The organism is Amycolatopsis circi (genome assembly GCF_003385235.1).
Classification (GTDB): Bacteria; Actinomycetota; Actinomycetes; order Mycobacteriales; family Pseudonocardiaceae; genus Amycolatopsis; species Amycolatopsis circi.
This window is the reverse complement of record NZ_PQIA01000015.1, coordinates 71,542-94,962: the sequence shown is the minus strand read 5'-3', so window position 1 is coordinate 94,962 and position 23,421 is coordinate 71,542. Positions and strand designations below refer to the sequence as shown.

Genomic DNA, 23,421 nt, shown 5'->3' with positions numbered 1-23,421 from the left:
TCATATGCCTCGCCCGCCGACGCTGCGACGTCCTCTACGCCATGCTCCGCAACCACACCCACTACCGCCACCCCGAACCCGCCTCCGCCCCCGCAGCGGCTTGACAAACCACATAGGGACACCCCCCTCTCCGTCAGTTGCCGAGATTGACCTGCTCGCGACGGCGTTCGCCCTTCTCGATCAGGTCGACGAAACCGAGGGCGTAGTCCGGCGCGGAGATCGCGCCGCCTTCGGGGTCGACCGCGACGTCGCCGCCGAGCCGGTACCGGCCGAGCCGTTCGCCGGGCATCCGGGCGCCGAACCGGAGCGCCGGGCTCACGAACACCCAGTCGAGCGACGCGGGCGCGGCCGGAAGGTCTTCGAGAATGAGCGCGGCCCCGGCGCGGATCTCGTCGTGGAGTTCCGCGGGGAGATGGCTGAGGTCGGCGACGAAGCGCTCCGCTCCGGGTGCCGGGCGCAGCGACGAAGCACCGCCGACGAGGAACAGCGGCACGCCCGCGGCGTCCGCCAGCCGCATGACGGTGCGATAGACCTCCCGGAAAACGCTGGCCAGCTGGCCGCGCGGAGCGAGCGCGCCGACGACGACGTCCGAGTCCCGCACGGATGCCGAGAGCATCGCTTCGTCGGTGACGTCGCCTTCGACGTACCTGACCCGGGAAATCCGCTTTTCGGGAAGCGAGCGGCTCAGCGCGGTGACCTGGTGACCGCGAGCGGCGGCCTCCGCGACGATGGCCGAACCTGCGTAACCGGTACCGCCGAGGACGAGGATGCGAGACACGAGTTTCCTTTCTCCGAAGCCGATGACTTCGGTTACCGTAGGAGAGCGACTCTCCGACGGGAAGAAGGCACTTTGTGGTAACCCACCTGACCAGGCCAGTCCTCCACGGCAGCCCCTACCGCGCGGACTGCCCGGCGCGCCGCGTCCTGGATCGCATCGGCGACCGGTGGACAGTGCTGGTCGTCGCCGCGCTTTCCGACGGCAGCTCCCGCTTCTCCGGCCTGAACCGGCGGATCGAGGGCATTTCGAAGAAGATGCTCACCCAGACGCTGCGCACGCTCGAGCGGGACGGCCTCGTGCGCCGCACCGTGTGCCCCGGGGTTCCGATCCGCGTCGAATACACGCTCACCGAAGCGGGCGATTCCCTGCGCGAACCCCTGCGCGCCTTGCAGGAATGGTCGAACGCACACGTCGGCGTCATCTCGGCCGCGCAGGAGGCCTACGACCGCCAGGAGCGCGAGATCCGTTGAGCGAACGGGGCCTCCGGCAACACCGCCGCCGGTCGGCGCAACGCCGCGAGCCGCAAACCGAGCACCCCGCCGACGCCGATCGCCGCGGTCGACGTGATCGCCTCCGCCACCGCGTCCCAGGCGCCGGGGACGCGCGCGAAAACCTGTGAGAAGCTCAGGTACATCGCGGGCCCCGGCAGCACCGCACCGGTCAACCCGGGAATGGTGACGACCGCGGTCGGCATCTTCAAAGTCCGAGTCGCCGAGGAAATGCCCCCAGCGCACCGGTTCCCGTTCACCTCGCCGGGCGCCCAGCCCGCCGTCGTCTCCCGCAGCGACCCGCTGCTCACTCAATTCGCCTACCTGGACCAGAATCTCTGCTCGGTCGCGCCGACTGTCGTGTACTTCACCGGCTGCGGCGCCGATCTCGGGCCGTTCGTGCAATCCTGGACGCAGGGCAACACCCCGTGCGCCAACGGGAAACTGACCGTGGTCACCGGCGACGACGGCGGCTCCGCGATCAGCCAGGGCAGCCTCCGCGACGCCGTCCGGGGCGCGAGCGGCACCATCCAGTTCAGTCCTGAGCAGACGCAGTACGGCAACCCGATGGAGAAACCGTTCCCGGTCGTGGAGATCAGAGCCGACGGATCGACTGTCACGGTCTGGAACAAAGCAGTCACGCCTGCTGCGTCGAAAACGTCCTGCTGACACCCCGGGCGTTGAGCCAGTCACGGTAACGACGCAGGGCGCGTTGCTGCAGAACGGTTTCCTTCGCGAGAGCCAGCTTCGGATTCGTGCGCAAACGCGGCGAACGGCCCGCGCCGAGCCGCCGCAGCTGGCGACGCACCCGCGCCATACCCGCAGCAGACGCCAGCGCTTTGTCCTTGATCGTCACCGGCGCCAGCTCCACCGCGGCGTCCTCGTCGTGAAGCCACTTCTTCGGCAAGTCAGGGTCCACCGCGAGGGCGGTCCCCATCCCGGCGAGGTCGATGCCGCCAGCCAGGACCTGCTCGGCGACCGACCGCCGGACGATGCCGCCCGTCAGCATCAGCGGCAGCGGGCTCGTCCGGGCGAGTTCTTCCGCCAGGGTCAGGAAGTACGCCTCCCTGGCCACTGTGCGCTCGTCGGCGGAGCGGCCGGACATCGCCGGGCTTTCGTAACTGCCGCCGGACAGCTCGACCACGTCCACGCCGAGCGGAGCCAGCATTTCGATCACCCGACCGGCATCAGCAGCGTCGAATCCGCCTCGCTGAAAATCGGCCGAATTCAATTTCACCGCGACCGCGAAAGACGGCGACACGACGTCTCGCACGGCTCGCACGATGTCGAGGAGCAGTCGCGCCCGGTTTTCCAAGCTGCCGCCCCACTCATCAGTCCGAGTGTTGACCAACGGGGAAAGGAACTGCGACAGCAGGTACCCGTGGGCAGCGTGGATCTCGACGCCGTCGAACCCGGCTTCCTCGGCGCGGCGGGCGGTTTCGGCGAACCTCGCCACTGTCTGTCCAATCTGGTCAGCGGTCATCTCGGTCGGCTGCGCGAGCCGTTTGCTCTGCTTGCCGACGTCCACCTTGATCGCCGACGGACCCCACGCGACTCCGGGCATGTTCGCCATCACCTGGCGTCCGGGGTGGTTGATCTGCATCCACACCCGCGCACCGCCGCTCTTGGCCGCCTCCGCCCACGCGCGGAACGGCTCCAGCGGCGACCGCTCGTCCAGGACAATGCCCGCGGGACCGGTCAACGCTTCGGCGTGCACCATCACGTTGCCGGTGACGAGCAGTCCGGCGCCGCCCTCGCTCCAACGGCGGTACAGGCGGCGGATCCGTTCGTCGGGCAGCTGCCCGGGTCCGGCCATGTTCTCCTCCATGGCGGCTTTGACGAGCCGGTTGGCCAGCGCGGGCCCGTGGGCGGGCGCGAACGGCGCGAACAAGGGCGAGGTGCTCATGATTCCTGCGATCCGTGCGGTATGTTTGCAGTGCTCACATGAGAGTAGGAGGCGATGTAAGCGGTGTCAACTTACACGAAGGACGGCTACCATCACGGCGATTTGCGGGCCGCCCTGCTGACGACGGCGATGCAGATGCTCGAACAGGGCGAGCAGTTCTCCCTGCGAGCAGTCGCACGGAAAGCGGGCGTCTCCCCGACCGCCCCGTACCGGCATTTCGCCGACCGAGACGCCCTCGAATCCGCCCTGGCCGCCCAGGGCCTGCGCGACCTGGACGCCGACTTGAGCCAGGGCGACGCCTCGCCGGCCACCGTCGCCGGACTGGCCGAACTGGGCGTCGCGTACGTCGACTTCGCCCTCCGTCGCCCGGCGCTGTTCCGGCTCATGTTCGGCAACGCCTGCGACGACACGAGCGACGACCGCGTCGCCGCCGCAGCCGCAGTGCACGAGACGCTCGCCCGCGCTGTCGGTGCCGTGTTCCCCGACGCCGACCTGGCAGCCATCACTATCGCCGGGTGGGGAATGGTCCACGGACTGGCCTGCCTCCACCTGGACGGCAAGCTCTCCAGCGCCTCCCCGGACGACGTCGCGAACCAGGTCCGCGCCTCCTTCGCCGCGGTTTTCGCCGCCCGGACGGGTGAGTGACAGCCCTCGTGTTGACAGTGCTCACATCGAGGCTTACCGTGATGTAAGCACTGCACACATAAGGCGAGGGAGCGACCCCAATGGCACCGACCGGACAAGTGGAGGTCGACCTCGGCGGTCGCCTCGTCACCGTCCCCGAGGGCGGCCTGTACGACCGCTATCGGATGGAGACCGACCTCGACGAGGTCGCTCGCGATCTTCGCGTCAGCGGCGTCGAGTTCTTCCGCTCGCTGCCGAAGACGAGGGTCGAGTCGCCGATCGGGTCCACCTTGACGCCGAACTTCTACTACCGGATGTCCTCCGCGCGCCTCACGATGCTCGCCCGCTCCCGCGCGATCCGCGCCCGCCTGCCGAAGGAACTGGCACCGCTGGAGGTCGCGCCCGGACTCGGCCTGGTGTCGGTGATGTTCTTCCGCTACGACATATGCGACATCGACTTCTACACCGAAGCCGCGGTCGGCGTCGCGGTCCGGCCCGCGCGGCACGGCAAGCTCGGGTTCGTCGATCTGGTCGCCGCGCTGAAGAACGACCACCTCGACACCTACGTCCTGTCCCTGCCGGTCAACACCGACATCGCGCAGGTCCGCGGCCATGACGGCTACGGTTTTCCCAAGTGGCTCACCGGACTCGACGTCGACATCGACTCCAGCCGCACCACCGCGCGCGTCGCCAACGACTCCGGCGAGCTTGACCTGGCACTGTCGGCGGCCACCCCCGCACAGACCAGGTACGCCAGCGGCGATCGCGTTTCGACCCTCACCTCGTACACGACGATCAACGGCGCGTGGCACTCGACGCTGAGCCAGACCAACGCCCTGTCGGCGGGCAGCACGTCCTTCCCGCGCAAGGTGGATCTGCAACTCGGCCGCGGCCGGATGAGCGACGACCTGCGCTCGCTCAAGCCGACCCGCCCGGTCCGCTTCGACGTGCTCGCCGAAGGCCAGCTCGCCCTGCACTTGCCAGTCCCCTACTCGGTTCCGCAGCAAGGAGTTTCGCGATGACCAAGGTTCTGCAGGTGCTTTCCGCCGCGCGGGTCTGGACGCTGAAGGACGGCACCGAGCATCCGACCGGGTTCTGGGCCGAGGAGTTCGTCGTCCCCTACACGCTGTTCACCGAAGCAGGCTGGGACGTCACCGTCGCCACCCCCGGCGGCAAGCAGCCCGTGGTCGACCAGCTCAGCCTCGGCGTCAAAGGCGGCGTTCTTCCTCGCACCGCCAAGAAACTGAAGGCGGAACTCGACCGCCTCTCCCCCGTGCTGGCCCAGCCCGCCGATCTGTCCGAAGTGGACCCGGACGAGTTCGACGTCGTCTTCTATTCCGGCGGCCACGGCCCGATGGAAGACCTCGCCGTCGACCCGGTTTCCGGTGCGCTGCTGACCGAACGGCTGTCCTCCGCCCGGCCGCTGGCGCTGCTGTGCCACGCCCCGGCCGCGGCGCTGGCGGCGAAGAACCCGGACGGAACCTGGCCGTTCGCCGGTTACCGGATGACGGGCCTTTCCAACGTCGAGGAGCGCTTCAACCCGTTCGCGTGGAAAGCCAAGTGGCTGCTGGAAGACCGGCTCAAGGAGGCGGGCGCGGACTATACCGCCGGACTCCCGTTGAAGTCCCACGTCGTGGTCGACCGCAATCTTTACACCGGCCAGAACCCTGGTTCCTCGGCCGCGCTCGCGCGCCGGATCATCGCCGACGTCTCCGCCGCATCGCGCAAATGACGCCACGCCTTACGCTCATAGGCTGATTGTGCTCACCCGTCCCAGCGCGCAACGATACCCGGACCGCTTCGCGAGGCGAACCACAAAGCGATAATTCCGGACAGAGACGGACGGATTTCCGATGAGAGAATCACGGTTCAGATCGCTGCTGGCCGCGGTGGGCGGCGCGTTGCTCGCATTCCTGCTCATTTCCCCCGCTGCAGCCGCCGCGCCCGCCAAGAGCGCGTCGCCCGCCACCGTCGGCGATCTCGGCGGCATGACGCTTCGCGAGTTTTGCCAAGCGAACGGGTTCGCCGACGTCACACGGCGAGCCGACGTCTGGTTCTGCGTCGGGAACCACAAAATCGACACGGCGGTGCCGCTGACCGCTGCCTGCCGGTGGCAATTTTCCGACCTGGTCGCGGCCGGATTCACCGTGACCAACAGCGGCGGCCGGTGCTGGGCCAATCCGTCCGCCTACGCCGATGTCGGCGGAATCGCGGTCAACCAATACTGCAACTCCCTCGGCTATTCCGACGCCAGCGTCGGCGACAATGTCGCTTCCTGGCGGTGCGTCGGGCACGGAACGTCGGTCCCGATCAACTTCCACGCCGCCTGCCGCTGGCAGAATCCGGCCTGGGTCGCCAAAGGTTTCAGTCTGGTCTCCTATTTCAACAATTACGGCGACCGCTTCGGGATCCGGTGCCTGGCCCTGTCGCGGTAGCTAGAATTCCGCACGGAGCCGGCTCGCCGCCGGGGCGTCGGCCGCCTCGACGGTGAGCCGGACCAGGTCCGGGTTGTACCGCGCGAGCAGGTAGAACGCGCGGCCCGCCATCACCAGGCTGTCCAGCGACTCCAGCCCGCGGTCCAGCGCCGCCAGTTCCAGCTCCGCGCGGACGACTCCCCAGCGCTCGGCGAACAGGTCGAGGATCTTCTCGTGCGACAGGTCGTTGACGTCCCGCTCCTGCCCCTCGCCGAACACCCGGTCGTTGACCTCCCACGCGAGCTGGACGAGGCGCCGGGCGTCCTCCCACAACGGCTTCTCCCGCAACTGCCGAAGCGGCAGTTCCTCCCAGGTAAGGCCCGGACTCACCCGGAAGCTTCGCACGAGGAACACGAGCAGCCCCTCCGACGGGGTCAGGATGTCCTGCTCCGCCGAAGTCAGCCATTGCGCAGCGAGAGACCGCAGCCGCTCCGGGTCGGCCGGGAGGCGGTACAAGCCTCGGTGTTCGCCGTGCTGCAAAGCGATCTGCGCGACTGCGGCGTCTTCGATTGCAGGCTCCGTGCCGCATTCCTCGACGCATTTCGCTGCTAGGGCACGGAAAATCACCGTTCGATGGAACTCGGGATAGTCGGCCGCGAACAGCTGGCAGGCCCGCAGTGCTCCGAGGTGGCCCTGGTGCGGCGAGTCCCCGATCTCCAGCCCCAGCGCGGCCGTTTGCCACAGGTAGAGAAAAGAAGTCCGGTTCACCGTCGGCGGGTCGAGCGGGGTCGGGCGCTCGTGCCGCAAGGCGTCCAGCAGCAAGATCGCGTCCGAGCGTTTGGGATCCAGCCGATGCGCGACACAGTACTGGCCGATCTCGCGGGCGAGCTTCGGGTCGATTCCGGCTTCCCGGCCAGCCGCGGCCAGACCGTCATAGGACCGCCTGCCGAACGGCCAGCAGGCCAGGACAGCGACGAGGCAGGCAGCGGTCTCGCTGTCGCACACCCCGGCCGCCACTGCCTGGGAGAACGTGGCACGCATGCACACCAGCGGTTCCGAGAGCGGCCGGTAATCCTCTTCCGGAGTGCTGTGCAGCAGGGTGACCTCGTCGTCCGCCTCCAGCCGCCCGTCGCGGTAGTCCGCGTAGATCCGGCCGATGCCCTCCATGCCGAAGACGTCCAGCTCTGCGGCCCGCAAAGCGCCCATGCTGGCCGCGCCCAGCACCCGTACCCCTTCGCCCAGCAACGCCAGGATCTCCTTGTGCCGCACGGTGCCGACCTGGTGGAAGTAGCCGTCGACGATGCCGACCGCGTCGCCGGCGGCCACCGACAGCCGGGGCAGATCGCCCGCGGCCACCGGCGGCAGCACCTCGATGTCCGAGCCCCGCGCCAGCTCGGCGGCGTCCGGCAGGCTCGGACCGACGAAAAGAATACGACGGGGCATGAGGCGTCCGTTCCGGGTCAATGGTGCTGGAAGGAGGTTCCCGGGCAGACGACGTGCGCCACCGGGATCCCGAGGTCCGGCTGGGTCAGGTCGACATACAGCGGGGCGTGGCCGGTCACCCGTTTGACTCGCGCGGCGACGTCTCGCACTTCACCGTCCAAAGTGGCCAGTGGGGCCGATTCGATGTCGGCGAACGGGATCGCAGGGCCGTCTTGCTCCTTGAAGGGCGGCGAATCCGACGAGCGCCGGACGCCGAAGACGCGGGCTTCCCGGTAAGGAGCCTTGCCGATGTCGTCGCGCGCCCCGGCGATGGCGGTGGCTCGAGACTGCGCGGCTTCGGTGAGCGCCCGGGACAGCGCGACCGCCGCGTCCAAGTGGGCACCGGAGCCGGTGAACGTCGCGGGGAAGGCGTCGCTCCAGATCAGCACGTCGAAAGCCGGGATGCCGAACGGATTCGGCAGAAAGCTCATCTGGACGTGCACCTTCGCCGCCCGGTACTTCTCCAGCAGCGCGACCAGACCGGCGTTCTCGACAGTTTCCGGGTGGACCAGCAGCGACGGCTCCCCGGCGGCCCTGCGCGCCATCGAGTCGCGTTCGACCACCTCGTACATCCCGTGCAGCAACGCCTCGTCCAGGGTGTTTCCACTGGCCAGACCGTTGCTGCTGATCCGGAACAGCGGCGGGAGCCAGCGCTCGTCGAACCGGAAGTCGAGCGTGACCAGCTCCACCGGCACCAGCGACGTGCCGCTGCCGTCGACCAGCCGCGCCGTCCGCCATTCCAGGCGCGTGTCCGGATTGAGGCAATGCCGGGCAGCAAGGGCGAGTTCGTCGACGCGATACCCGGTGAACCGCTCCGACTCAGCGACGGCGGCCGTCTCGGTCGGGAATTCCAGCGGATGTTCCGCGTGCCAGAGTTCGACGCCCTCCATCACCCCGGACACCCGGGCGAGCGCGGCGCTGACGCCCTTGCCTTGGGACACCGAGAGGGTCCGCGCGTTCGGCCGCATCGCCTGGAAGACCGGGATCCCGATCTCGTCGAGCCAGGTGACGTCGGCGACGCGAGTGATGCCGAGCCGCGGCAGTTTCGGTTCGATCCACTGCCACGTCTCCTCCGGCCGGCGGCTCCGGTGCGTTCCGTCGAACACCACCTTGGCCAGGCCCGCGGTCGCCTGCTCCGTCATCTTCCCCTCGTTTCTTCCGCGCCGATCGGGCTGGCGGGACCGCCGCCAGCCCGACCCCGGTCAGCAGCCGCAGAGTTCGCTGCTCTCGGCCACGCCCTCGGCGAACGGGGACTGGAAGGTCGAGATCTTTTCCGAGCGGACGCCCGCCAGGTCGGCTTCCAGTTCGGCGGCCGTGGGCAGCACGATTTCGTGCATGGTTGACTTCCTTTCGTTCCACTTTTCCCTGCGGACCAGGGAAATTCGGGGGCGGAAACCTGCTTTCCCCGTACAGTCAGGCGGAAACGGCCCGTTCGAGCAGCGCCGCGTAGGCGATCCCGCCCTGCCATTCCTTGCGGTCGGCGATCCGCAGCCCCGCCTCGGAGCAGGCTTTTTCCAGCGCGTCGGGATCGACGAACAGCCACGGGAACCACGGACCGGCTTCGTCCTCGAGCCACAGCCGCATCCGGATGTCGCCCCGGTATCCGCCGTCCGGCAGTTCGCGGTTGTTGAATGTCCCGGGCGGCAGCCGGCGCCAATCCGTGCTGGTGAACACAATGCGGCCGGTTTCGTTCAGCCACGAGGACAATCGATGCAGGAATTCCGGCAGTGCGGCCAGCCGCGCCGCCATTCCGCCGTTGCCGCCGACCGCGAGGACGGCGTCCACGGTTCGCGGCGGCGTGTAGGAGAAAACATCCGCACGGACGCAGGAGACCCCCGCGGCTTTCGCCATCGCCACCGCGACCGGCATCAGCTCGATCCCGTGCCCGCGCACCCCACGACCAGCGAGAGTCTCCAGGTCACGGCCGGTCGTGCAGCCGATGTCGAGCACGTAGCCGTCCCGCACCCAGTCGAGCACGTCCGAGCCCACCGGCGGCTGGGCCCCGGGCTCCCGTTTCCACCATTCCAGCGGTTGCGGAGCGACCGGCAGCGTGCTGTCGCCGATTTCGACCGCGAAGGAACCCGGCCGGATTTCGCGCCGCAAAGCCTGTTCGAAGAAAGTGACATCCACGCCTGACACTCCAAGCACCATTGCCGAAATGCGGATGACGCCGGACCGGGCAGCGAATTGCCCGGCTCGACCGAGACCTCAGCACCCGGCGGGCATTCCGCCGGAGGCAGAACTCCAGAGTCGCAGCGCTCGCGGCACCGGGTCAAATGGCCTTACCCGAAGACGCTGTCACGCCTGCCCGATCGGCCCTCGGCGAAAAAAACGGCCACAGCGCGAATTAACCCGGCCGTACGAATGAATCCTGCTCTGCTCGGGCGTTACTCCAGGGCCGCGAGAACCAGCGCGGCCATCGCTCCCGGGTCGCCGTTTTCCGGCCGCAGCACGAGATCCGGGGAGGCAGGCCGTTCGTACGGCGCGTCCACTCCGGTGAATCCGGTGATTTCCCCCGACCGCGCCTTGGCGTACATGCCCTTCGGATCGCGGTCCTCGCACACTTCGAGCGGGGTGTCGACGAAAACTTCCGAAAACGGCAAACCCGCGGTTTCGTGTATCGCCCGCGCGAGTTCGCGGTCAGCCTGATACGGGCTGATCAACGACACGACAGCCACTACCCCGGCGTCGGCGAACAGCTTGGCGACCTCCGCGACGCGGCGGATGTTCTCCGCCCGCTGCGCCGGGGCGAACCCGAGGTCGCCGTTGAGGCCGTGCCGGAGGTTGTCCCCGTCCAGCAGATAGGCAGGGCGGCCTGAGGCGACCAGCCTGCGCTCCAGTTCCACGGCCACGCTCGACTTGCCCGACGCGGACAGCCCGGTGAGCCAGACCGTCCGGCCGCGGGTCGCGCGCTCGTCCCGCGACACCGCCGCCGGATGCCAGACCACGTTCGGCGCCGTCGCGCTCGGACCGGTGATCATGCCCGCGCCGACGGTGTCGCCGGAGTGTCCGTCGACCAGGAGGAAACCCCCGGTCGGCCTATTGCGCAGATAAGGGTCGAACAGCAGCGGCTGCCGCGTCCGCAGCCGGATCCGGCCGATCTCGTTGAGCGACAACGACTCCGCGGCCTCGTCGCGGTGCAGCGTGGTGACGTCCAGCCGGTAGTCGAGCGCGCGGACCTCGGCCTTGGTCTCGCGGGTCGTGTGCCGGACGAGATAGTTCGCGCCCGGAGCGAGCGCGGCCTGTTCGGAAAACCAGCACACCATGGCGTCGACGTCCTGGCCGACGTGCGGACGATTGCCCGGACGGCAGATGAGGTCGCCGCGGCTGAGGTCCAGCTCGTCGGCAAGCTCGATGGTGACCGCCAGCGACGCGAACGCCTCGGGCACCTCGACCCCGCCGGGACCCCAGATCGCACGCACCGTCGTGGTGAACCCGGACGGCAGCACGGTCACTTCGTCGCCGGGCTTGAACACGCCACCGGCTACGGTGCCGGCGTAACCGCGGAAATCCCGGCTGTGTTCACGAATCACGTATTGCACCGGAAAACGCGCGTCGACGAGGTTGCGATCGGACGCGACATGCACCTGCTCTAAGTGGTGCAACAGCGAAGTGCCTTCGTACCAAGGCATACTCGCGCCCCGGTGCACCACGTTGTCACCGTGCAGCGCGGACATCGGCACGAACGTCAGATCGGGCGTCCGCAATTTCATCGCGAACCGGCGGAAGTCCTCGCGGATTTCCTCGAACCGCTCCTGCGACCAGTCCACGAGGTCCATTTTGTTCACGCACACCACCAGGTGCCGGATGCCCAGCAGGCTGGCCAGGAACGCGTGCCGGCGCGACTGTTCGAGCACGCCCTTGCGCGCGTCGACCAGGATCAGCGCGACGTCCGAAGTGGACGCTCCGGTGACCATGTTCCGGGTGTACTGCACGTGTCCCGGGGTGTCGGCGATGATGAACTTCCGTTTGGGCGTGGCGAAGTACCGGTGCGCGACGTCGATCGTGATGCCCTGTTCGCGTTCCGCGCGCAGGCCGTCGGTCAGCAGGGCGAGGTCCGGGTACGCGTCGCCCCGGTCCCGGCTGGTGCGCTCGATCGCTTCGAGCTGGTCGGTGAACACCGTCTTCGAATCGAACAGCAACCGGCCGATGAGGGTCGATTTCCCGTCGTCCACGCTGCCCGCGGTGGCGAGCCGCACCGTCGTGACCCGGTCCCCGGCGGTCATCAGAAGTAGCCTTCCTTCTTGCGGTCTTCCATCCCGGCCTCGGAAATGCGGTCGTCGGCCCGGGTCGCGCCGCGTTCGGTGACCCGCGTCGCGGCGACCTCGGCCACCACTTCCGCGGGCGAGGAAGCGGTCGATTCGACGCACCCGGTGCAGGTCGCGTCCCCGATCGTGCGGAAGCGAACCGTTGCCGGATAAGGAACTTCGCCCTCACCCAAGGTAAGGAACCGGGTGTCCGCGAGCAGCATCCCGTCGCGCTGGACCACCGACCGGCGATGCGCGTAGTACAACGACGGCAGAGTCACGTTCTCCGCTTCGACGTACTGCCAGATGTCCAGCTCGGTCCAATTCGACAACGGGAAAACCCGGATGTGCTCGCCCTTGCGATGCCTGCCGTTGTAGAGATTCCACAATTCCGGGCGCTGTCGCCGCGGATCCCATTGCCCGAACTCGTCGCGGAAGCTGAACACGCGTTCCTTGGCCCGGGCTTTCTCCTCGTCGCGCCGCGCGCCGCCGAACACCGCGTCGAAGCCGTTCTCGCGGATGCCGCGCAGCAAAGTCGCCGTCTGGAGCCGGTTCCGGCCCGCCTTCGGATCCTCGACGGACCGGCCCGCGTCGATGTCGTCCTGGACGCTCGCGACCACCAGCCGCAATCCGTAGCGCTCGACGGTTTCGTCCCGGAACCGGATGACCTCGTCGAAGTTGTGCCCGGTGTCGACGTGCATGACCGGGAACGGCAGCGGCGCGGGCCAGAACGCCTTCGCCGCGACGTGCAGCATCACCATCGAGTCTTTGCCGCCGGAGAACAGCAGCACCGGCCGCTCGAAGGTAGCCGCGACCTCGCGGAAGACATGCACGGCCTCGGCTTCGAGCGCACCGAGGTGGCTCAGCTCGTAGGCCGGGGGTGCCTGGGTCGCCATCGGATCCGCCCTTCCGAGGTTCGAGGACAGAAAAGTAGAACAGGTTCTTGCGCCGGGTCAAGCGGCGGAGGACGCTGAGCGCATGGACCTGGCCGCACTCGAAGAAATCCGCCGCGTCAAATTCCGCTACCTCCGGTGCCTCGACCTGAAGCGCTGGGACGAGATGGCGGAGACGCTGACGGCCGACGCCCGCGTGCACTACGGCACGCCTTCCTACGGCGAACCGCTGAACTTCGACAACCGCGACGCTCTCATGGAGTTCCTGCGCACCACGGTCGGCCCCGGCATCACGACGATGCACTTCGCCGGCCACCCGGAAATCGAGATCGACGGTGACACCGCGACCGGCCGGTGGATGTTCCAGGACAAGGTGATCGTCGCCGAACACCGGGTGGTGATCGAGGGGGCCGCGTACTACGAGGACACCTACCGGCGCGAGGACGGCGCGTGGCGGATCAGCAGCACCGGGTACGAGCGGCTGTACGAAACGCTGGTGACGATGAAGGACCAGCCGGGATGGAAGCTGACAGCGAACATGTGGGGCCAGCCCGCCTGATCGTCCGTGAGGGGAACCCTGACGGACTCAGAGTCCCTCAGGGTTCCCCTCACGGACGTCAAGCCTGGCCAGGACGAACCCCGCCCGTCTCCGCCGTCACCGCATCCGCGACCGCGGCCAACGCCGCGCCCCGGCGAGCGATTTCCGCGCCGGTGATCGGTTCGCCCACTGAGAGTGTCAGCACCAGTTCCTGCCGCCCCGACGCGTCGAAGGTCGGCGCGGCCAGCAGGCTCACCGCGTGCTTCTTCCGCGGTTCGAGGTCAGCGCCGAGATACACCCGCTCCCCCAGGCTCGACACCAGCTCGCCGACCAGCCCGCGCACTTCCGGCGGCAGGTCGCCAGCCGCCACGCCCGCCATCAGCGTGTACAGCCGACGGCCCGCTGACGTCAGGCTTTCCACCAGATATCCGTGCTCCCGGCACTCGGCGACCACGCGTCGCAGGTACGCCTCGTCCAGCCGCACCGGCACCGCGGGCGGCGTGGCCAGCCAGTCGTCGAAGGCGGACTCCGCGTCCCACAGCACGTACATCAGCCCGACGGGCGGTGCGAACGGATACGTCTCGCCGAGCCGCACCTTGCCCGGACCGGCGCTCTGCAGCATCAGGATCCGCCCGTCGACCACGGCCGACGCGGTGCACGTCGCCTGATAGCGGGCGCTGAGTTCTTCCAGGTGCGTACGGGCGATTTCGCTGGCGCCGAAACCCTCGGAGGCCGCGCGCCCGGCCGCGATCATCGCCGGCCCCAGGCGATAGGTCGTCGAGCGGGGATCGCGGACCACGTACCCGCTCGCGGTCAGCTCGGTCAGGATGCCGAGGCAGGTCGGCTTGCTCAGGTCCAGTTCGCGGGCCAGCGCGGAAAGCCCGAACCGCTGGCCCGGCCGGGCCGCGAAATAGTCCAGCAGCCGCACGACCCGCTGCGTCGGCGGCGAGCGCCGGGCAACCGCCATTGACCCGTCCTTAGAACGCGTTCTAGTCTCAACCGACACCGAACGTACCACCCCGGTACAGAGTTGGACCAGTGTGAGGAGTCTCCGGTGCTGACCGAACCGCTCGCCGGCGCGATCGCCGAAGCCGAAAAGATCATCGCCGAGGCGCCGCACGTCCGGACCGAACAGGACCTGGTCGAGGGCTACGACTACCTCGCGGGCAGCATCCGGGCCTCGGTCCAGACGGCGTGGGCCTACGACCGCGACTTCCCGTACTTCACCCTGTCCACCGGCCCGTACACGAAGATGGGCCTGGACAACCCGGACACCCTGTATTTCAACGCGAACATCCGCGAGGACCGCGAGTACGTCGTCACCGGAACCCGCGGCACCACCGCCGACCTCAGCTTCCAGATCCTCAACGGCGACTACACGCCGGTCGAGGTGCCCGACAGCATGACGGCGTTCGACGACCGCGACATCCCCATCGCCGCTGACGGTTCCTTCGAGATCCGCTTCGGCCCGGCGAAACCCGACCCCGAGCCCGGTTATTTCGTCCTCGGCCCGGGTTCGTCGATGCTCGTCGTGCGCGAGGTCTACAGCGACTGGGCGACCGAACAGCGCGGCACGATCCAGCTCCGCTGCGCCGACACCACCGGCCAGGCGCCGCCCGCGCTGTCGCGGACCGCGATGGAGAAACGCTACGGCGTCACCGGGAAGATCCTGCTCAGCCGGATCCGGACGTTCCTCGCCTTCCCCAAGTGGTTCTACTTGAACCTGCCGGTGAACACGATGACCGAACCGCGCAGCACGCCCGGCGGCCTGCCCACGCAGTACTCCTCGGCCGGGCATTACGAACTCGCCGACGACGAGGTCATGATCGTCACCGTGCCCCGTTCGGACGCGCCGTACCAGGGCATCCAGCTCGGCAGCCCGTGGTACGTCTCGCTGGACTACCTGAACCACCAGACCAGCCTCACCGCCGACCAGGCCCGGGTCGACCCGGACGGCAAGATGCGGTTCGTGGTCAGCGAACGCGACCCCGGCGTCGCGAACTGGCTCGAACGCACCGGGCACGACCGCGGCTACGTCCAGATCCGCTGGCAGCGGCTGGCCCGGGAACTGACCGTAAAGGACGGTCCGGAGGTCGAGGTCGTGAAGTTCGGCGAACTCGCCGACCGGCTGCCGTTCCGCAAGGAGGCCCGTGTGACGCCCGAGGAATGGGCAGAGCGGATCGCCGCGCGACAGGCCGCGGTCGCGGCCAGGATGCTGGGCTGACTTCATGGACCTCCTCACCGGCAAAGTCGTTCTCGTCTCCGGAATCGGCCCGGGACTGGGCCGCTCCATCGCGCTGCGCTCCGCCGCGGCCGGGGCCGACGTGGTCCTCGCGGCCCGCACCGAATCCCGGCTCGCCGAAGTCAAAACCGAGGTCGAAGCGCTCGGCCGTCGCGCCGTCTCGGTGCCCACCGACATCACCGACGACGCCTCGGCGACCAAGCTCGTCGAGACCGCGCTGAGCGAGTTCGGGCGGCTGGACACCTTGGTGAACAACGCTTTCGCCATCCCGCCGATCACTGACCTCGCCGAAGTCGAACTCGATGCCGTGCGCGCCGGATTCGAAACCAACGTGCTCGCCGCGCTCCGGCTGACCCGGCTCTGCACCTCCGCGCTCGCCGAGAGCGCCGGTTCGGTCGTGATGATCAACTCGGCCGTGCTGCGGCATTCCCGGCGCACTTTCGGCGCGTACAAAATGGCCAAGGCGAGCCTGCTCGCGCTCGCGCAAAGCCTCGCGTCGGAACTCGGCCCGCGCGGAATCCGGGTCAATTCCGTGGCCCCGGGCTACATCTGGGCCGACTCGCTCAAGTGGTATTTCGCTTACCTGGCCAAGGAACGCGGCGTGCCCGCGGAGCAGGTGTACGCGGAAACGGCGGAGACGATCGACCTGCGCCGCCTGCCGGAACCGGACGAGATCGCCGACACCGTCGTGTTCCTCGCGTCCGCGCTCGCCCGCTGCGTCACCGGGCAATGCCTCGACGTGAACGCCGGCGAATACCATCACTGAGGGGAAGAGCATGCATCCAGGACGAGACAGCGTCGGCACGGTCGAAGACCTCCACGCGTCCGCCGCGAAACTCACCGGCCTCGACGATTTCGGCGGCGACGAGCACCTCGAAGGCCTGCGCGTCCTGCTCGATTCCTACGCCAACGAAGCCGATTTAACCCCGTACGGCAACAAAGTCCATCGCGCGTTCCTGCGCGGCGCATTGGTCGCGCGATTGCTGAGCGAAGCTTCGTGGAAACAGAATCCGCAGTACGCCGACGTCCCCATCGAGCGGCCCATCTTCGTCACCGGCCTCCCCCGCACGGGGACCACCGCGCTGCACCGGCTGCTCACCGAAGACCCGGGCCACCAAGGTCTCGAAGTGTGGCTGACCGAAATGCCGCAGCCGCGCCCGCCGCGCGAAACCTGGGCGGAAAACCCGGTCTTCCAAGCGATCCAGGCAGGCTACGAACAGCACCACGTCGAACATCCCGAGTTCATGGGCCTGCACCACATGTCGGCGGACCAGGTCGAGGAATGCTGGCAACTGCTTCGGCAGTCGCTGAAATCCGTCTCGTACGAATGCCTCGCGCACGTTCCCGGCTACTCGCGCTGGCTCGACGGCCAGGACTGGACCGACGCCTACCGCAGGCACCGGCGCAACCTGCAGCTCATCGGCCTCCCCGACGCCGGCCGCCGCTGGGTGCTCAAGAACCCGAGCCACCTGTTCGCCCTCGACGCGCTGATGGAGGTCTACCCGGACGCGCTGGTCGTGCAGACCCACCGCGCGCCCAGCACCATCATCGCGTCGGTGTGCAGCCTGACCGAGCAGGCTTCGGAAGGCTGGTCGGACACCTTCCGCGGCGAGGTCGTCGGACGCAGCCAGCTCGATCTGTGGGCGCGCGGCGCGGAACAGTTCGCGACTGCCCGGGAGCGGCACAATCCGGCGCAGTTCTGCGACGTCCGGTACGAGGACTTCGTCGCCGATCCGATCGGCACCGTCGAGGGCGTTTACCAGCACTTCCATCTTGATCTCTCCCCGCAGGCGCGCGACGCGATGACCACGCTGCACGAGCGGAGCCGCACCGGAGACGCGAAACCGAAGCACCGCTACGACCTCGCTGACTTCGGCCTGACCGCCGAGGAGGTCGACGAGCGGTTCGCCGGATACCGTGCCGCGCACCGAAGTTGAAGCCGTTTCGAGACCGGGATCTTCGGCGAACCGGCCACGCGGGAGGGGGCCGCCCCCTAGGATCTGCCCGACGTTCCTCGAGCGGAGAGCAGGCATGACGACCCTCACCAGCACGATCCTCCAAGTCCTCCCGCAGGCGTTGCTGCTGATCGTGGGGCTGTTCGGCCTGTTCGTCTCGATCAACCGGCGCTCGCGCGGCGGCTCCGGGATGATGGTGGCCGCCTTCGCGGTCATGCTCGTCGCCACGGCGCTGAGCCTCGCCTGGCAGCTCATCCTGACGAATGTCGCGTCCTGGGTGGCGTCGGATCACCTGAGCAGCGCCGAGCTGTCGACGATCTTCACCTCCGTGGGCATCACGCTCACCGTTCTCGAAGCGCTGTCGTGGCTGCTGGTCGTGCTCGCGGTCGCGAAGGGCAACCGCCCGCCGCAGCCCGGTTTCGCGCCGGGCGGGTACCCCGCGGCCGGGCAGCCGGGGTTCGGCCCGCAGGCCGGTTACGGCCAGCCCGGGTATCCGCAGACCGGCTACGCGCAGCCTGGCTATCCGCAGCCTGGCCAGCCCCAGCCCGGTTACCCCGCGCCGGAGCCCGGCCAGCAGTCCGGCTACTTCCAGCAGCAACAGCAGCCCGGCTACCCGCAGCCGGGACAGCCTGGTTACTCCCAGCCCGAGCCGCCGCAGCCCAACCCGGGCGAAGGCCCGCAACAGCCGCCGAACTGACGCCGGTCAGACCGCCGCGTCGGTTTCGGCCCGGGCAAGGATCTCGTCGACTGTCTCCTCGACGGTCAGCTCCGAAGTGTCCAGCCACAGCCCGATCCGCGAGGTCTCTTCGCGGAGGTACGCGTCCAGCGCGGCGATGCCGGTGTCGCCCGGCTGGTACGCGACCTTCCCCCGCGCCGCCTGCCGAGCCGCGTCGCGCTGCGCCACCACCTCGGCGCTCGGCGCGAGAACCACGACGCAACAGGGCCGCGCGCGAAGCGCCTCAACCATTTCGGTCAGGTGTTCGCCGAGCACGATGTCTTGCAGCACCACGGTGAATCCGGCGTCGGCGTATCCGTCCGCGACCTGAGCCGCGAGCGCGTACCGCAGCCGAAGCTGCCGGATCGCCTCGGCGGGCGGCTCGGCCGGACCCATTTCGACCCGGCCGTTGACCACCATCCGCCGGAACGCGTCACCGCGCACGTGCACGGATTTCGGCAACCGCTCGGCGAGCGCCTGCGCCACCGTCGACTTGCCGGCCGCTTGGATGCCGGTCACCACGAAGATCGTCACGCCCGGGACCCTGCCTGCTCCGCGCCCGGGTCCGCCAGCGATTTTCAGCGTCGCAGCCTGCGTCGCCGTGCGGCCACCAGCAACACGAAACCGCTGAGCAAGGTGAACAGCGAGCCGAACAAGAGGTCCAGCAGCGGTGTGCCGGTCGAGGCCAGCGGCGGTGTGCCCGGCGGACCAGTCGGCGGTATCCCCGGGGTCGGCGGAGTTACCGGAGTGTCCGTGGAACAGCCTGGTTCGGTCCCGGTGACGCAGTTGGTGCCCGGATTCGGCGACACCACGACGTTGCGCAGGTGACTCCCGGCAGTGGCTTCGGGTTTGACGGTGATCGAGTACGTGACCGTGACGGTCTGGCCGACCGCCAGCGTCCCGTGCCAGGTCAGCCGCGAGCCGGTCTGCTCGACGGTTCCGCTGGTGGCTTTGGCGTCCTGGTTGTAGGTGGCGTCGTCCAGAACGTCGGAGAGATCATCGAAGAACGCCGCGTCCGGGTAGCCCGCAGTGCCGGTGTTGACGAGGTCGACGGTGTAGGTGATCTTCTCCCCCGGCTTCGCCGTCGCCGCGCCCGCGCGTTTGGTGACGGTCATGGCGCGCACCGGGGTTTCGGTGCCGCAAGCCGGGTCTCGCGACAGGCAGTTCGTGTCGTCCGGGCTCGTGACGGCATTGCGCAGGATCTTGTCGCCGCGCGGCGGATCCCCGACGGTCACCGAGTACGTGATGGTGACCTCCGCGCCTGCCGCGACCGGGCCGGTCCACTGCAGACGCAGGCTGTCGTAGCGGACGGTTCCGGCGGTCGCCTTGGCATCTCCGTTGTAGGCGGCATCGTCCAGGACTCCGGACAGATCGTCCGTGAAAGACGCATCCGGTTGCGGTGCTTCGCCGATATTGCGCACGGTCACCGTGTAGCTGACCTTGCCGCCAGGCTTGGCGATCGCCGGGTCGGCGGTCTTGGCGATCCGCAGGTGCGGCTTCGGCAGCACGACGCGGCAGTCCGGATCTGTCGAGCCCTCCGGGCAGTTCGAGCCGCTCCCGGTGACGGTGTTGACGAGCCGGTGGTCACCGGCGTTGGTGACGGTGACGGAATACGTGATGGTCGCGGTCGCCCCCTTGGCCAAGTCCCCGGTCCACGTCAGATTCGGCGGCGCGACAGCGACGGTTCCAGTGTCCGCCTTGGCGTCACCGTTGTAGGTCGCGTCGTCCAGCACGCCCGCGAGGTTGTCGGTGAAGGACGCCTCCCGGTAGTCCGCCTCACCGACGTTCTTGACGGTGATCGTGTAGTTGACCCGGTCGCCGGTCTTGATCTCCGCCGGCGTCGCGCTCTTCGTGATCTTCAGAGCTGGCAACGGGGTGACAGTCCCGCAGTCCGGATCGTGGCCGCCGGGAGGGCAGTTGCCGTCGCCGGTGACCGCGTTGACGAGTTTCCTGTCGCCGCTCGGCGGATTGTGCACGGTGACGGTGTAGGTGACCGTCACAGTCGTACCGGCTTCGACGTCGCCATTCCAGGTCAGTTTCGGTGCGGTGTAAGCGATTGTGCCGCTGGTCGCGCGCGCGTCGTTGTGGTAAGTCGCGTCGTCGAGGACGCCGGTCAGGTCGTCGGTGAAGGTCGCGCCGTGGTAGGCGGCCTTGCCGTCATTGGCCACCAGGACGGTGTAGGTGACGGTGTCGCCGGGCCGTGGATCCGACGGAGTCGTGGTCTTCTTGAGGTGCAGGCGGGCGACTGGGGTCACCGGGTTGCAGTCCGGCTCGGTGTTGCCGGGCGGGCAGCTGGAGTCGGGCGGGCCGGTGATCGCGTTGCGGAGTTCGCTGTCGCCGGTCTGCGCGGAGCTGACGGCGACCGAGTAGGTGATCGTCGCGGTCGCGCCCGCGGGCAGGTCGGCGGTCCAGGTCAGGGTGGGTTCGGCGTAGTCGACCGTGCCCGACGTGGCGGCGGCGTCGTGGTTGTAGGTCGCGTCGTCCAGGACGCGGCTCAGGTCGTCGGTGAACCGCGCGCCTCGATAGGTTGCGGTGCCCGGGTTTCGGGCCGTCACTGTGTACGTGACCTTGTCGCCGGGCTGCGCGGTCGCGGGCGACGCGGTCTTCGACAATTCGAGAGCGCCGATGCCGGTGTCCGTTCCGCAGTCCGGGTCGGTGTTGCCGGGCGGGCAGGTCGAACCGTCCGGTCCGGTGACAAGGTTGCGCAGGTGCTTGTCGCCAGCGGGCGGGGTGCCGACGGTGACGGAATAGCGCACGGTCACGGTGGCGCCGGCCGGAACGTCGCCCGTCCAGTGCAATCGCGGGGCGGCGAAGGACGTGGTGCCTGACGTGGCTGTCGCGTCGTTGTTCCAGGTCGCGTCGTCGAGGACGCCAGAGAGGTCGTCGGTGAACGTTGCTCCCGGATAGGCGGCCTCGCCGATGTTGCGCACGGTCACGGTGTAGCTGACGCGCTCGCCGGGTTTCGCGTCGGTCTTGTCCGCGGTCTTCTTGATTTCGAGTGCGCCGACCGGGGTTTCGGTGGCGCAGTCCGTGCTGTCCGGCGCGCAGTTCGATCCCTCCGGGCCGGTCACGGTGTTGCGCAGGTTGTGGTCTCCGCGGGGCGGCGAATACACGGTGACCGTGTAGCGGATCGTGACGGTCTGGGAGGCGGGAATGTCGCCGGTCCACGTCAGTTTCGCCGTGTTCGGGTCGTATCCCGGCTGACTCGGCGTGAGAGTGCCGTTGATGGTGGCGGCGGCATTGTTGTTGTAGGCAGCGTCGTCGACCACGCCAGTGAGGTCGTCGGTCAGGTGGACCGCGGACGCCGTCGCGCCGCCGATGTTCTCGGCCGTGATCGTGTACGTGACGGTGTCGCCCGGTTTCGCGGCGGCGGGCGAGGCCGATTTCCGGATCACCAAGCCGGAAATCGGTTCGTCCGTGGTGCACGCGGGGTCCGGGCCGCAGTTCGAGCCGTCCGGGCCGACTACCCGGTTGACCAGCCGACGGTTTCCGCGCGGCGGATCGCCGACCGTCACCGTGTACGTAATGGTGACCGTCGCGCCCACCGCGACGTCACCGGTCCAGCGCAGCGCCCGTCCGGGTTCGTCGTAGGCAACCGTGCCGGATCCGGTTGCGCGGGCGTCGTTGTTGTACGTGGCATCGTCGAGGACGTCAGTCAGGTCGTCGGTGACCCGTGCCCCGTTCCAATCGGCCTTGCCGTCGTTGGTCACGGTGACCGTGTACGAGACGACGCTCCCCGGACTCGGGTTGGCGGGCGAGGCATGCTTCGCGATTTTCAGCGTGGCGATCGGCACGACCGTCGAACACGCCGGATCTTTCGACGGCTCAGCGCAGTTGCTTTCCGGGACCGTCACGACGTTCGTCAGCTTCTTGTCCCCGCCGGGCGGCTTTCCCACCGTCACCGAGTACGCCATGGTGACGGTGTCGCCCGGCGCGATCGCGCCCGTCCACGTCAGCTTCCGGCCGTCGTAACCCGGCTGGGTCGGCGTCGGCGAGCCGCCGGTCGTGGTGGCCGCGTCGTTGTTGTACGCGGCGTCGTCGAGGACCGCGCTCAGATCGTCGGTGAGCCGGGCGGCCGGGGCGGGAGCGTCGCCCTCGTTGGTGATCGTCACCGTGTACCGCACGGTGTCCCCCGGCTTCGCGGTCTGCTCGCTGGCGGTCTTGCGCACCACGAGACGGGAGGTCAGGTTCGGCGCGATCGAGCAGCTCGCCAGGTCGGTGATCGGCCACGAGCCGCCGGATTCGGACGTGATCCGGCCTACCTGGTTGTCCTGGGCGTTGCCGCCCGGCACCAGCGTCGACGCGCCGGTACGCGGGTCCACTTTGTACAGTGCGCCGCCGTAGTAGCCCAGGTAGATCGAACCGTGGAAGTAGGCCATTCCGTAGTTGTTGAACCCGTTGTTCGATCCCGGCCCGACGACGCGCACCGCCCGCGTCGTGGTCCCGGTCGCCGGGTCGAGCCGGTAGACATAGGTCGAGCCGCCGTAGGAAATGCCGTAGTACGCGCCGCCGTCGGCGTCCACGAACAGGTCGGGCACCAGGGAGCCGCCGAGGAAGACGGGATCGTTCGACGGCACCGGCGTCAGGTTCGAACCCCTGGTCCAGACTGTCGTCGCGCCGGTCGACAGGTTCATCCCGAACAGCTTCGGCGCGCCGCCGTTCTGCGCGCCGAAGAGCATTCCCGTGTTCGGGTCCGCGGCGGTCCCGCCCCAGTTGACCCCGGCGGGCAGGTCGCGGGTCTGGCCGGCCGCGATCTCGTCGGTGACCGAGTCGGTCCCGGAAACGTGTTTGTACAGCTTCCGGTTCGCGCTCGTGTAACTGGAATAGAACGCCGCGGGACGGCCGGTGTCGGGATCCTTGCCGAGCGCCATATCGGTCGACCAGTAATCCGGCAGGCCGCTGCCCGCCCGTTTGCTGATCACGGTGTTCTGGATCTCGGCGTCCCCGGCCGCGTCGGTGCGGAACTGCATGCCCGAGCGGAAATTGCTGTAATAAAGATGGTCGCAGTCGAAAGCGGACGGACTTTGCTCGCCTTCCACCGGCCACGTCTGCGCCGACGCGGGAGCCGCACCGCCTACGACCACGCCCGACACGGCGACCGCGGTCACGAGAACCTGCACGGCTAACCGCCGGACCGCT

At 68.5% G+C, this 23,421-nt stretch carries 23 protein-coding genes; 11 read left to right on the top strand and 12 right to left on the bottom strand.

The window, feature by feature from the left end; translation table 11 throughout:
- Positions 1-133: 133 nt before the first annotated feature.
- The gene (locus D0D37_RS08680; RefSeq protein ID WP_116200021.1) at positions 134-778 is read right to left on the bottom strand and encodes an NAD(P)-dependent oxidoreductase; all 645 of its coding nucleotides are present in this window, start codon (positions 776-778) and stop codon (positions 134-136) included.
- Between the two features lie 74 nt (positions 779-852).
- On the opposite strand from D0D37_RS08680, the gene D0D37_RS08675 reads away from it, so the two are divergent.
- Positions 853-1,248: a winged helix-turn-helix transcriptional regulator gene (locus D0D37_RS08675; RefSeq protein WP_116200020.1), complete on the top strand. Its 396-nt coding sequence runs from the start codon at positions 853-855 to the stop codon at positions 1,246-1,248.
- On the opposite strand, the gene D0D37_RS08670 is transcribed toward D0D37_RS08675, so the two are convergent.
- Positions 1,218-1,472: a hypothetical protein gene (locus D0D37_RS08670; RefSeq protein WP_116200019.1), complete on the bottom strand. Its 255-nt coding sequence runs from the start codon at positions 1,470-1,472 to the stop codon at positions 1,218-1,220. The genes D0D37_RS08675 and D0D37_RS08670 overlap by 31 nt on opposite strands.
- Here D0D37_RS08670 and D0D37_RS08665 point away from each other — a divergent pair.
- The gene (locus D0D37_RS08665; RefSeq protein ID WP_116200018.1) at positions 1,453-1,935 is read left to right on the top strand and encodes a hypothetical protein; all 483 of its coding nucleotides are present in this window, start codon (positions 1,453-1,455) and stop codon (positions 1,933-1,935) included. The two genes, D0D37_RS08670 and D0D37_RS08665, sit on opposite strands and share 20 nt — an antisense overlap.
- On the opposite strand, the gene D0D37_RS08660 is transcribed toward D0D37_RS08665, so the two are convergent.
- Positions 1,904-3,172, bottom strand: a complete 1,269-nt coding sequence (locus tag D0D37_RS08660; RefSeq protein WP_116200017.1) for an NADH:flavin oxidoreductase/NADH oxidase family protein — start codon at positions 3,170-3,172, stop codon at positions 1,904-1,906. The two genes, D0D37_RS08665 and D0D37_RS08660, sit on opposite strands and share 32 nt — an antisense overlap.
- 63 nt (positions 3,173-3,235) lie before the next feature.
- On the opposite strand from D0D37_RS08660, the gene D0D37_RS08655 reads away from it, so the two are divergent.
- From D0D37_RS08655 to D0D37_RS08640, 4 genes are all read left to right on the top strand, one after another.
- Positions 3,236-3,817, top strand: a complete 582-nt coding sequence (locus tag D0D37_RS08655) for a TetR/AcrR family transcriptional regulator (protein ID WP_116200016.1) — start codon at positions 3,236-3,238, stop codon at positions 3,815-3,817.
- 80 nt (positions 3,818-3,897) lie between these two features.
- Complete coding sequence (locus D0D37_RS08650) at positions 3,898-4,818, top strand: acetoacetate decarboxylase family protein (protein ID WP_116200015.1); 921 nt, start codon at positions 3,898-3,900, stop codon at positions 4,816-4,818.
- Complete coding sequence (locus tag D0D37_RS08645; protein WP_116200014.1) at positions 4,815-5,528, top strand: type 1 glutamine amidotransferase domain-containing protein; 714 nt, start codon at positions 4,815-4,817, stop codon at positions 5,526-5,528. The genes D0D37_RS08650 and D0D37_RS08645 overlap by 4 nt, the downstream gene beginning before the upstream one ends.
- A gap of 121 nt (positions 5,529-5,649) precedes the next feature.
- Entirely contained in the window at positions 5,650-6,231 is a 582-nt protein-coding gene (locus D0D37_RS08640) for a hypothetical protein (RefSeq protein ID WP_116200013.1), read from the top strand.
- On the opposite strand, the gene D0D37_RS08635 is transcribed toward D0D37_RS08640, so the two are convergent.
- The 6 genes from D0D37_RS08635 to cysD form a co-directional block, all read right to left on the bottom strand.
- The gene (locus D0D37_RS08635) at positions 6,232-7,653 is read right to left on the bottom strand and encodes a TfuA-like protein (protein WP_116200012.1); all 1,422 of its coding nucleotides are present in this window, start codon (positions 7,651-7,653) and stop codon (positions 6,232-6,234) included.
- A 17-nt stretch (positions 7,654-7,670) separates the two neighbouring features.
- Positions 7,671-8,834 carry a YcaO-like family protein gene (locus D0D37_RS08630; RefSeq protein WP_116200011.1) on the bottom strand — a complete coding sequence of 388 codons (1,164 nt, stop codon included), beginning with the start codon at positions 8,832-8,834 and terminating at the stop codon, positions 7,671-7,673.
- Positions 8,835-8,894: 60 nt separating this feature from the next.
- Positions 8,895-9,029: a hypothetical protein gene (locus tag D0D37_RS48430; RefSeq protein WP_279630267.1), complete on the bottom strand. Its 135-nt coding sequence runs from the start codon at positions 9,027-9,029 to the stop codon at positions 8,895-8,897.
- Positions 9,030-9,105: 76 nt separating this feature from the next.
- On the bottom strand, positions 9,106-9,822 hold the full coding sequence (locus tag D0D37_RS08625; RefSeq protein WP_162834126.1) for a class I SAM-dependent methyltransferase: 717 nt from the start codon (positions 9,820-9,822) through the stop codon (positions 9,106-9,108).
- 257 nt (positions 9,823-10,079) lie between these two features.
- Complete coding sequence (gene cysC / locus D0D37_RS08620) at positions 10,080-11,918, bottom strand: adenylyl-sulfate kinase (RefSeq protein WP_116200009.1); 1,839 nt, start codon at positions 11,916-11,918, stop codon at positions 10,080-10,082.
- Positions 11,918-12,835, bottom strand: coding sequence for a sulfate adenylyltransferase subunit CysD (cysD, locus tag D0D37_RS08615; RefSeq protein WP_116200008.1), 918 nt, complete (start codon positions 12,833-12,835; stop codon positions 11,918-11,920). The genes cysC and cysD overlap by 1 nt, the downstream gene beginning before the upstream one ends.
- Before the next feature lie 82 nt (positions 12,836-12,917).
- On the opposite strand from cysD, the gene D0D37_RS08610 reads away from it, so the two are divergent.
- Entirely contained in the window at positions 12,918-13,391 is a 474-nt protein-coding gene (locus tag D0D37_RS08610) for a nuclear transport factor 2 family protein (protein ID WP_116200007.1), read from the top strand.
- A gap of 58 nt (positions 13,392-13,449) precedes the next feature.
- Here D0D37_RS08610 and D0D37_RS08605 read toward each other — a convergent pair whose 3' ends face one another.
- Positions 13,450-14,337 (bottom strand): helix-turn-helix domain-containing protein, encoded by an 888-nt coding sequence (locus tag D0D37_RS08605; protein ID WP_116200006.1) that lies wholly within the window; start codon positions 14,335-14,337, stop codon positions 13,450-13,452.
- Between the two features lie 87 nt (positions 14,338-14,424).
- Between D0D37_RS08605 and D0D37_RS08600 the strand changes: the two genes are divergently transcribed.
- The 4 genes from D0D37_RS08600 to D0D37_RS08585 all read left to right on the top strand — a co-directional run bounded on the left by D0D37_RS08600 (position 14,425) and on the right by D0D37_RS08585 (position 18,264).
- Entirely contained in the window at positions 14,425-15,594 is a 1,170-nt protein-coding gene (locus D0D37_RS08600; protein ID WP_116200005.1) for a DUF1214 domain-containing protein, read from the top strand.
- A gap of 4 nt (positions 15,595-15,598) precedes the next feature.
- Positions 15,599-16,378: an SDR family oxidoreductase gene (locus tag D0D37_RS08595; RefSeq protein ID WP_116200004.1), complete on the top strand. Its 780-nt coding sequence runs from the start codon at positions 15,599-15,601 to the stop codon at positions 16,376-16,378.
- Between the two features lie 10 nt (positions 16,379-16,388).
- A complete protein-coding gene (locus tag D0D37_RS08590) occupies positions 16,389-17,549 on the top strand; it encodes a sulfotransferase family protein (RefSeq protein ID WP_116200003.1) in 1,161 nt (386 codons plus the stop codon).
- A gap of 94 nt (positions 17,550-17,643) precedes the next feature.
- Complete coding sequence (locus tag D0D37_RS08585) at positions 17,644-18,264, top strand: hypothetical protein (RefSeq protein ID WP_208719863.1); 621 nt, start codon at positions 17,644-17,646, stop codon at positions 18,262-18,264.
- Between the two features lie 6 nt (positions 18,265-18,270).
- Here D0D37_RS08585 and D0D37_RS08580 read toward each other — a convergent pair whose 3' ends face one another.
- Positions 18,271-18,816, bottom strand: coding sequence for an AAA family ATPase (locus D0D37_RS08580; protein ID WP_208719862.1), 546 nt, complete (start codon positions 18,814-18,816; stop codon positions 18,271-18,273).
- Positions 18,817-18,860: 44 nt separating this feature from the next.
- Complete coding sequence (locus D0D37_RS08575; protein WP_244223440.1) at positions 18,861-23,390, bottom strand: DUF11 domain-containing protein; 4,530 nt, start codon at positions 23,388-23,390, stop codon at positions 18,861-18,863.
- Between the last annotated feature and the right edge of the window lie 31 nt (positions 23,391-23,421).

Bases quoted from the DNA above. Each gene is read 5' to 3' on its own strand.
- cysC (WP_116200009.1), bottom strand. From the start codon at position 11,918: ATGACCGCCGGGGACCGGGTCACGACGGTGCGGCTCGCCACCGCGGGC.
- D0D37_RS08595 (WP_116200004.1), top strand. From the start codon at position 15,599: ATGGACCTCCTCACCGGCAAAGTCGTTCTCGTCTCCGGAATCGGCCCG.
- D0D37_RS08660 (WP_116200017.1), bottom strand. From the start codon at position 3,172: ATGAGCACCTCGCCCTTGTTCGCGCCGTTCGCGCCCGCCCACGGGCCC.
- D0D37_RS08585 (WP_208719863.1), top strand. From the start codon at position 17,644: ATGACGACCCTCACCAGCACGATCCTCCAAGTCCTCCCGCAGGCGTTG.
- cysD (WP_116200008.1), bottom strand. From the start codon at position 12,835: ATGGCGACCCAGGCACCCCCGGCCTACGAGCTGAGCCACCTCGGTGCG.
- D0D37_RS08645 (WP_116200014.1), top strand. From the start codon at position 4,815: ATGACCAAGGTTCTGCAGGTGCTTTCCGCCGCGCGGGTCTGGACGCTG.
- D0D37_RS08590 (WP_116200003.1), top strand. From the start codon at position 16,389: ATGCATCCAGGACGAGACAGCGTCGGCACGGTCGAAGACCTCCACGCG.
- D0D37_RS08630 (WP_116200011.1), bottom strand. From the start codon at position 8,834: ATGACGGAGCAGGCGACCGCGGGCCTGGCCAAGGTGGTGTTCGACGGA.
- D0D37_RS08670 (WP_116200019.1), bottom strand. From the start codon at position 1,472: ATGCCGACCGCGGTCGTCACCATTCCCGGGTTGACCGGTGCGGTGCTG.
- D0D37_RS08605 (WP_116200006.1), bottom strand. From the start codon at position 14,337: ATGGCGGTTGCCCGGCGCTCGCCGCCGACGCAGCGGGTCGTGCGGCTG.
- D0D37_RS08650 (WP_116200015.1), top strand. From the start codon at position 3,898: ATGGCACCGACCGGACAAGTGGAGGTCGACCTCGGCGGTCGCCTCGTC.
- D0D37_RS08635 (WP_116200012.1), bottom strand. From the start codon at position 7,653: ATGCCCCGTCGTATTCTTTTCGTCGGTCCGAGCCTGCCGGACGCCGCC.
- D0D37_RS08610 (WP_116200007.1), top strand. From the start codon at position 12,918: ATGGACCTGGCCGCACTCGAAGAAATCCGCCGCGTCAAATTCCGCTAC.
- D0D37_RS48430 (WP_279630267.1), bottom strand. From the start codon at position 9,029: ATGCACGAAATCGTGCTGCCCACGGCCGCCGAACTGGAAGCCGACCTG.
- D0D37_RS08640 (WP_116200013.1), top strand. From the start codon at position 5,650: ATGAGAGAATCACGGTTCAGATCGCTGCTGGCCGCGGTGGGCGGCGCG.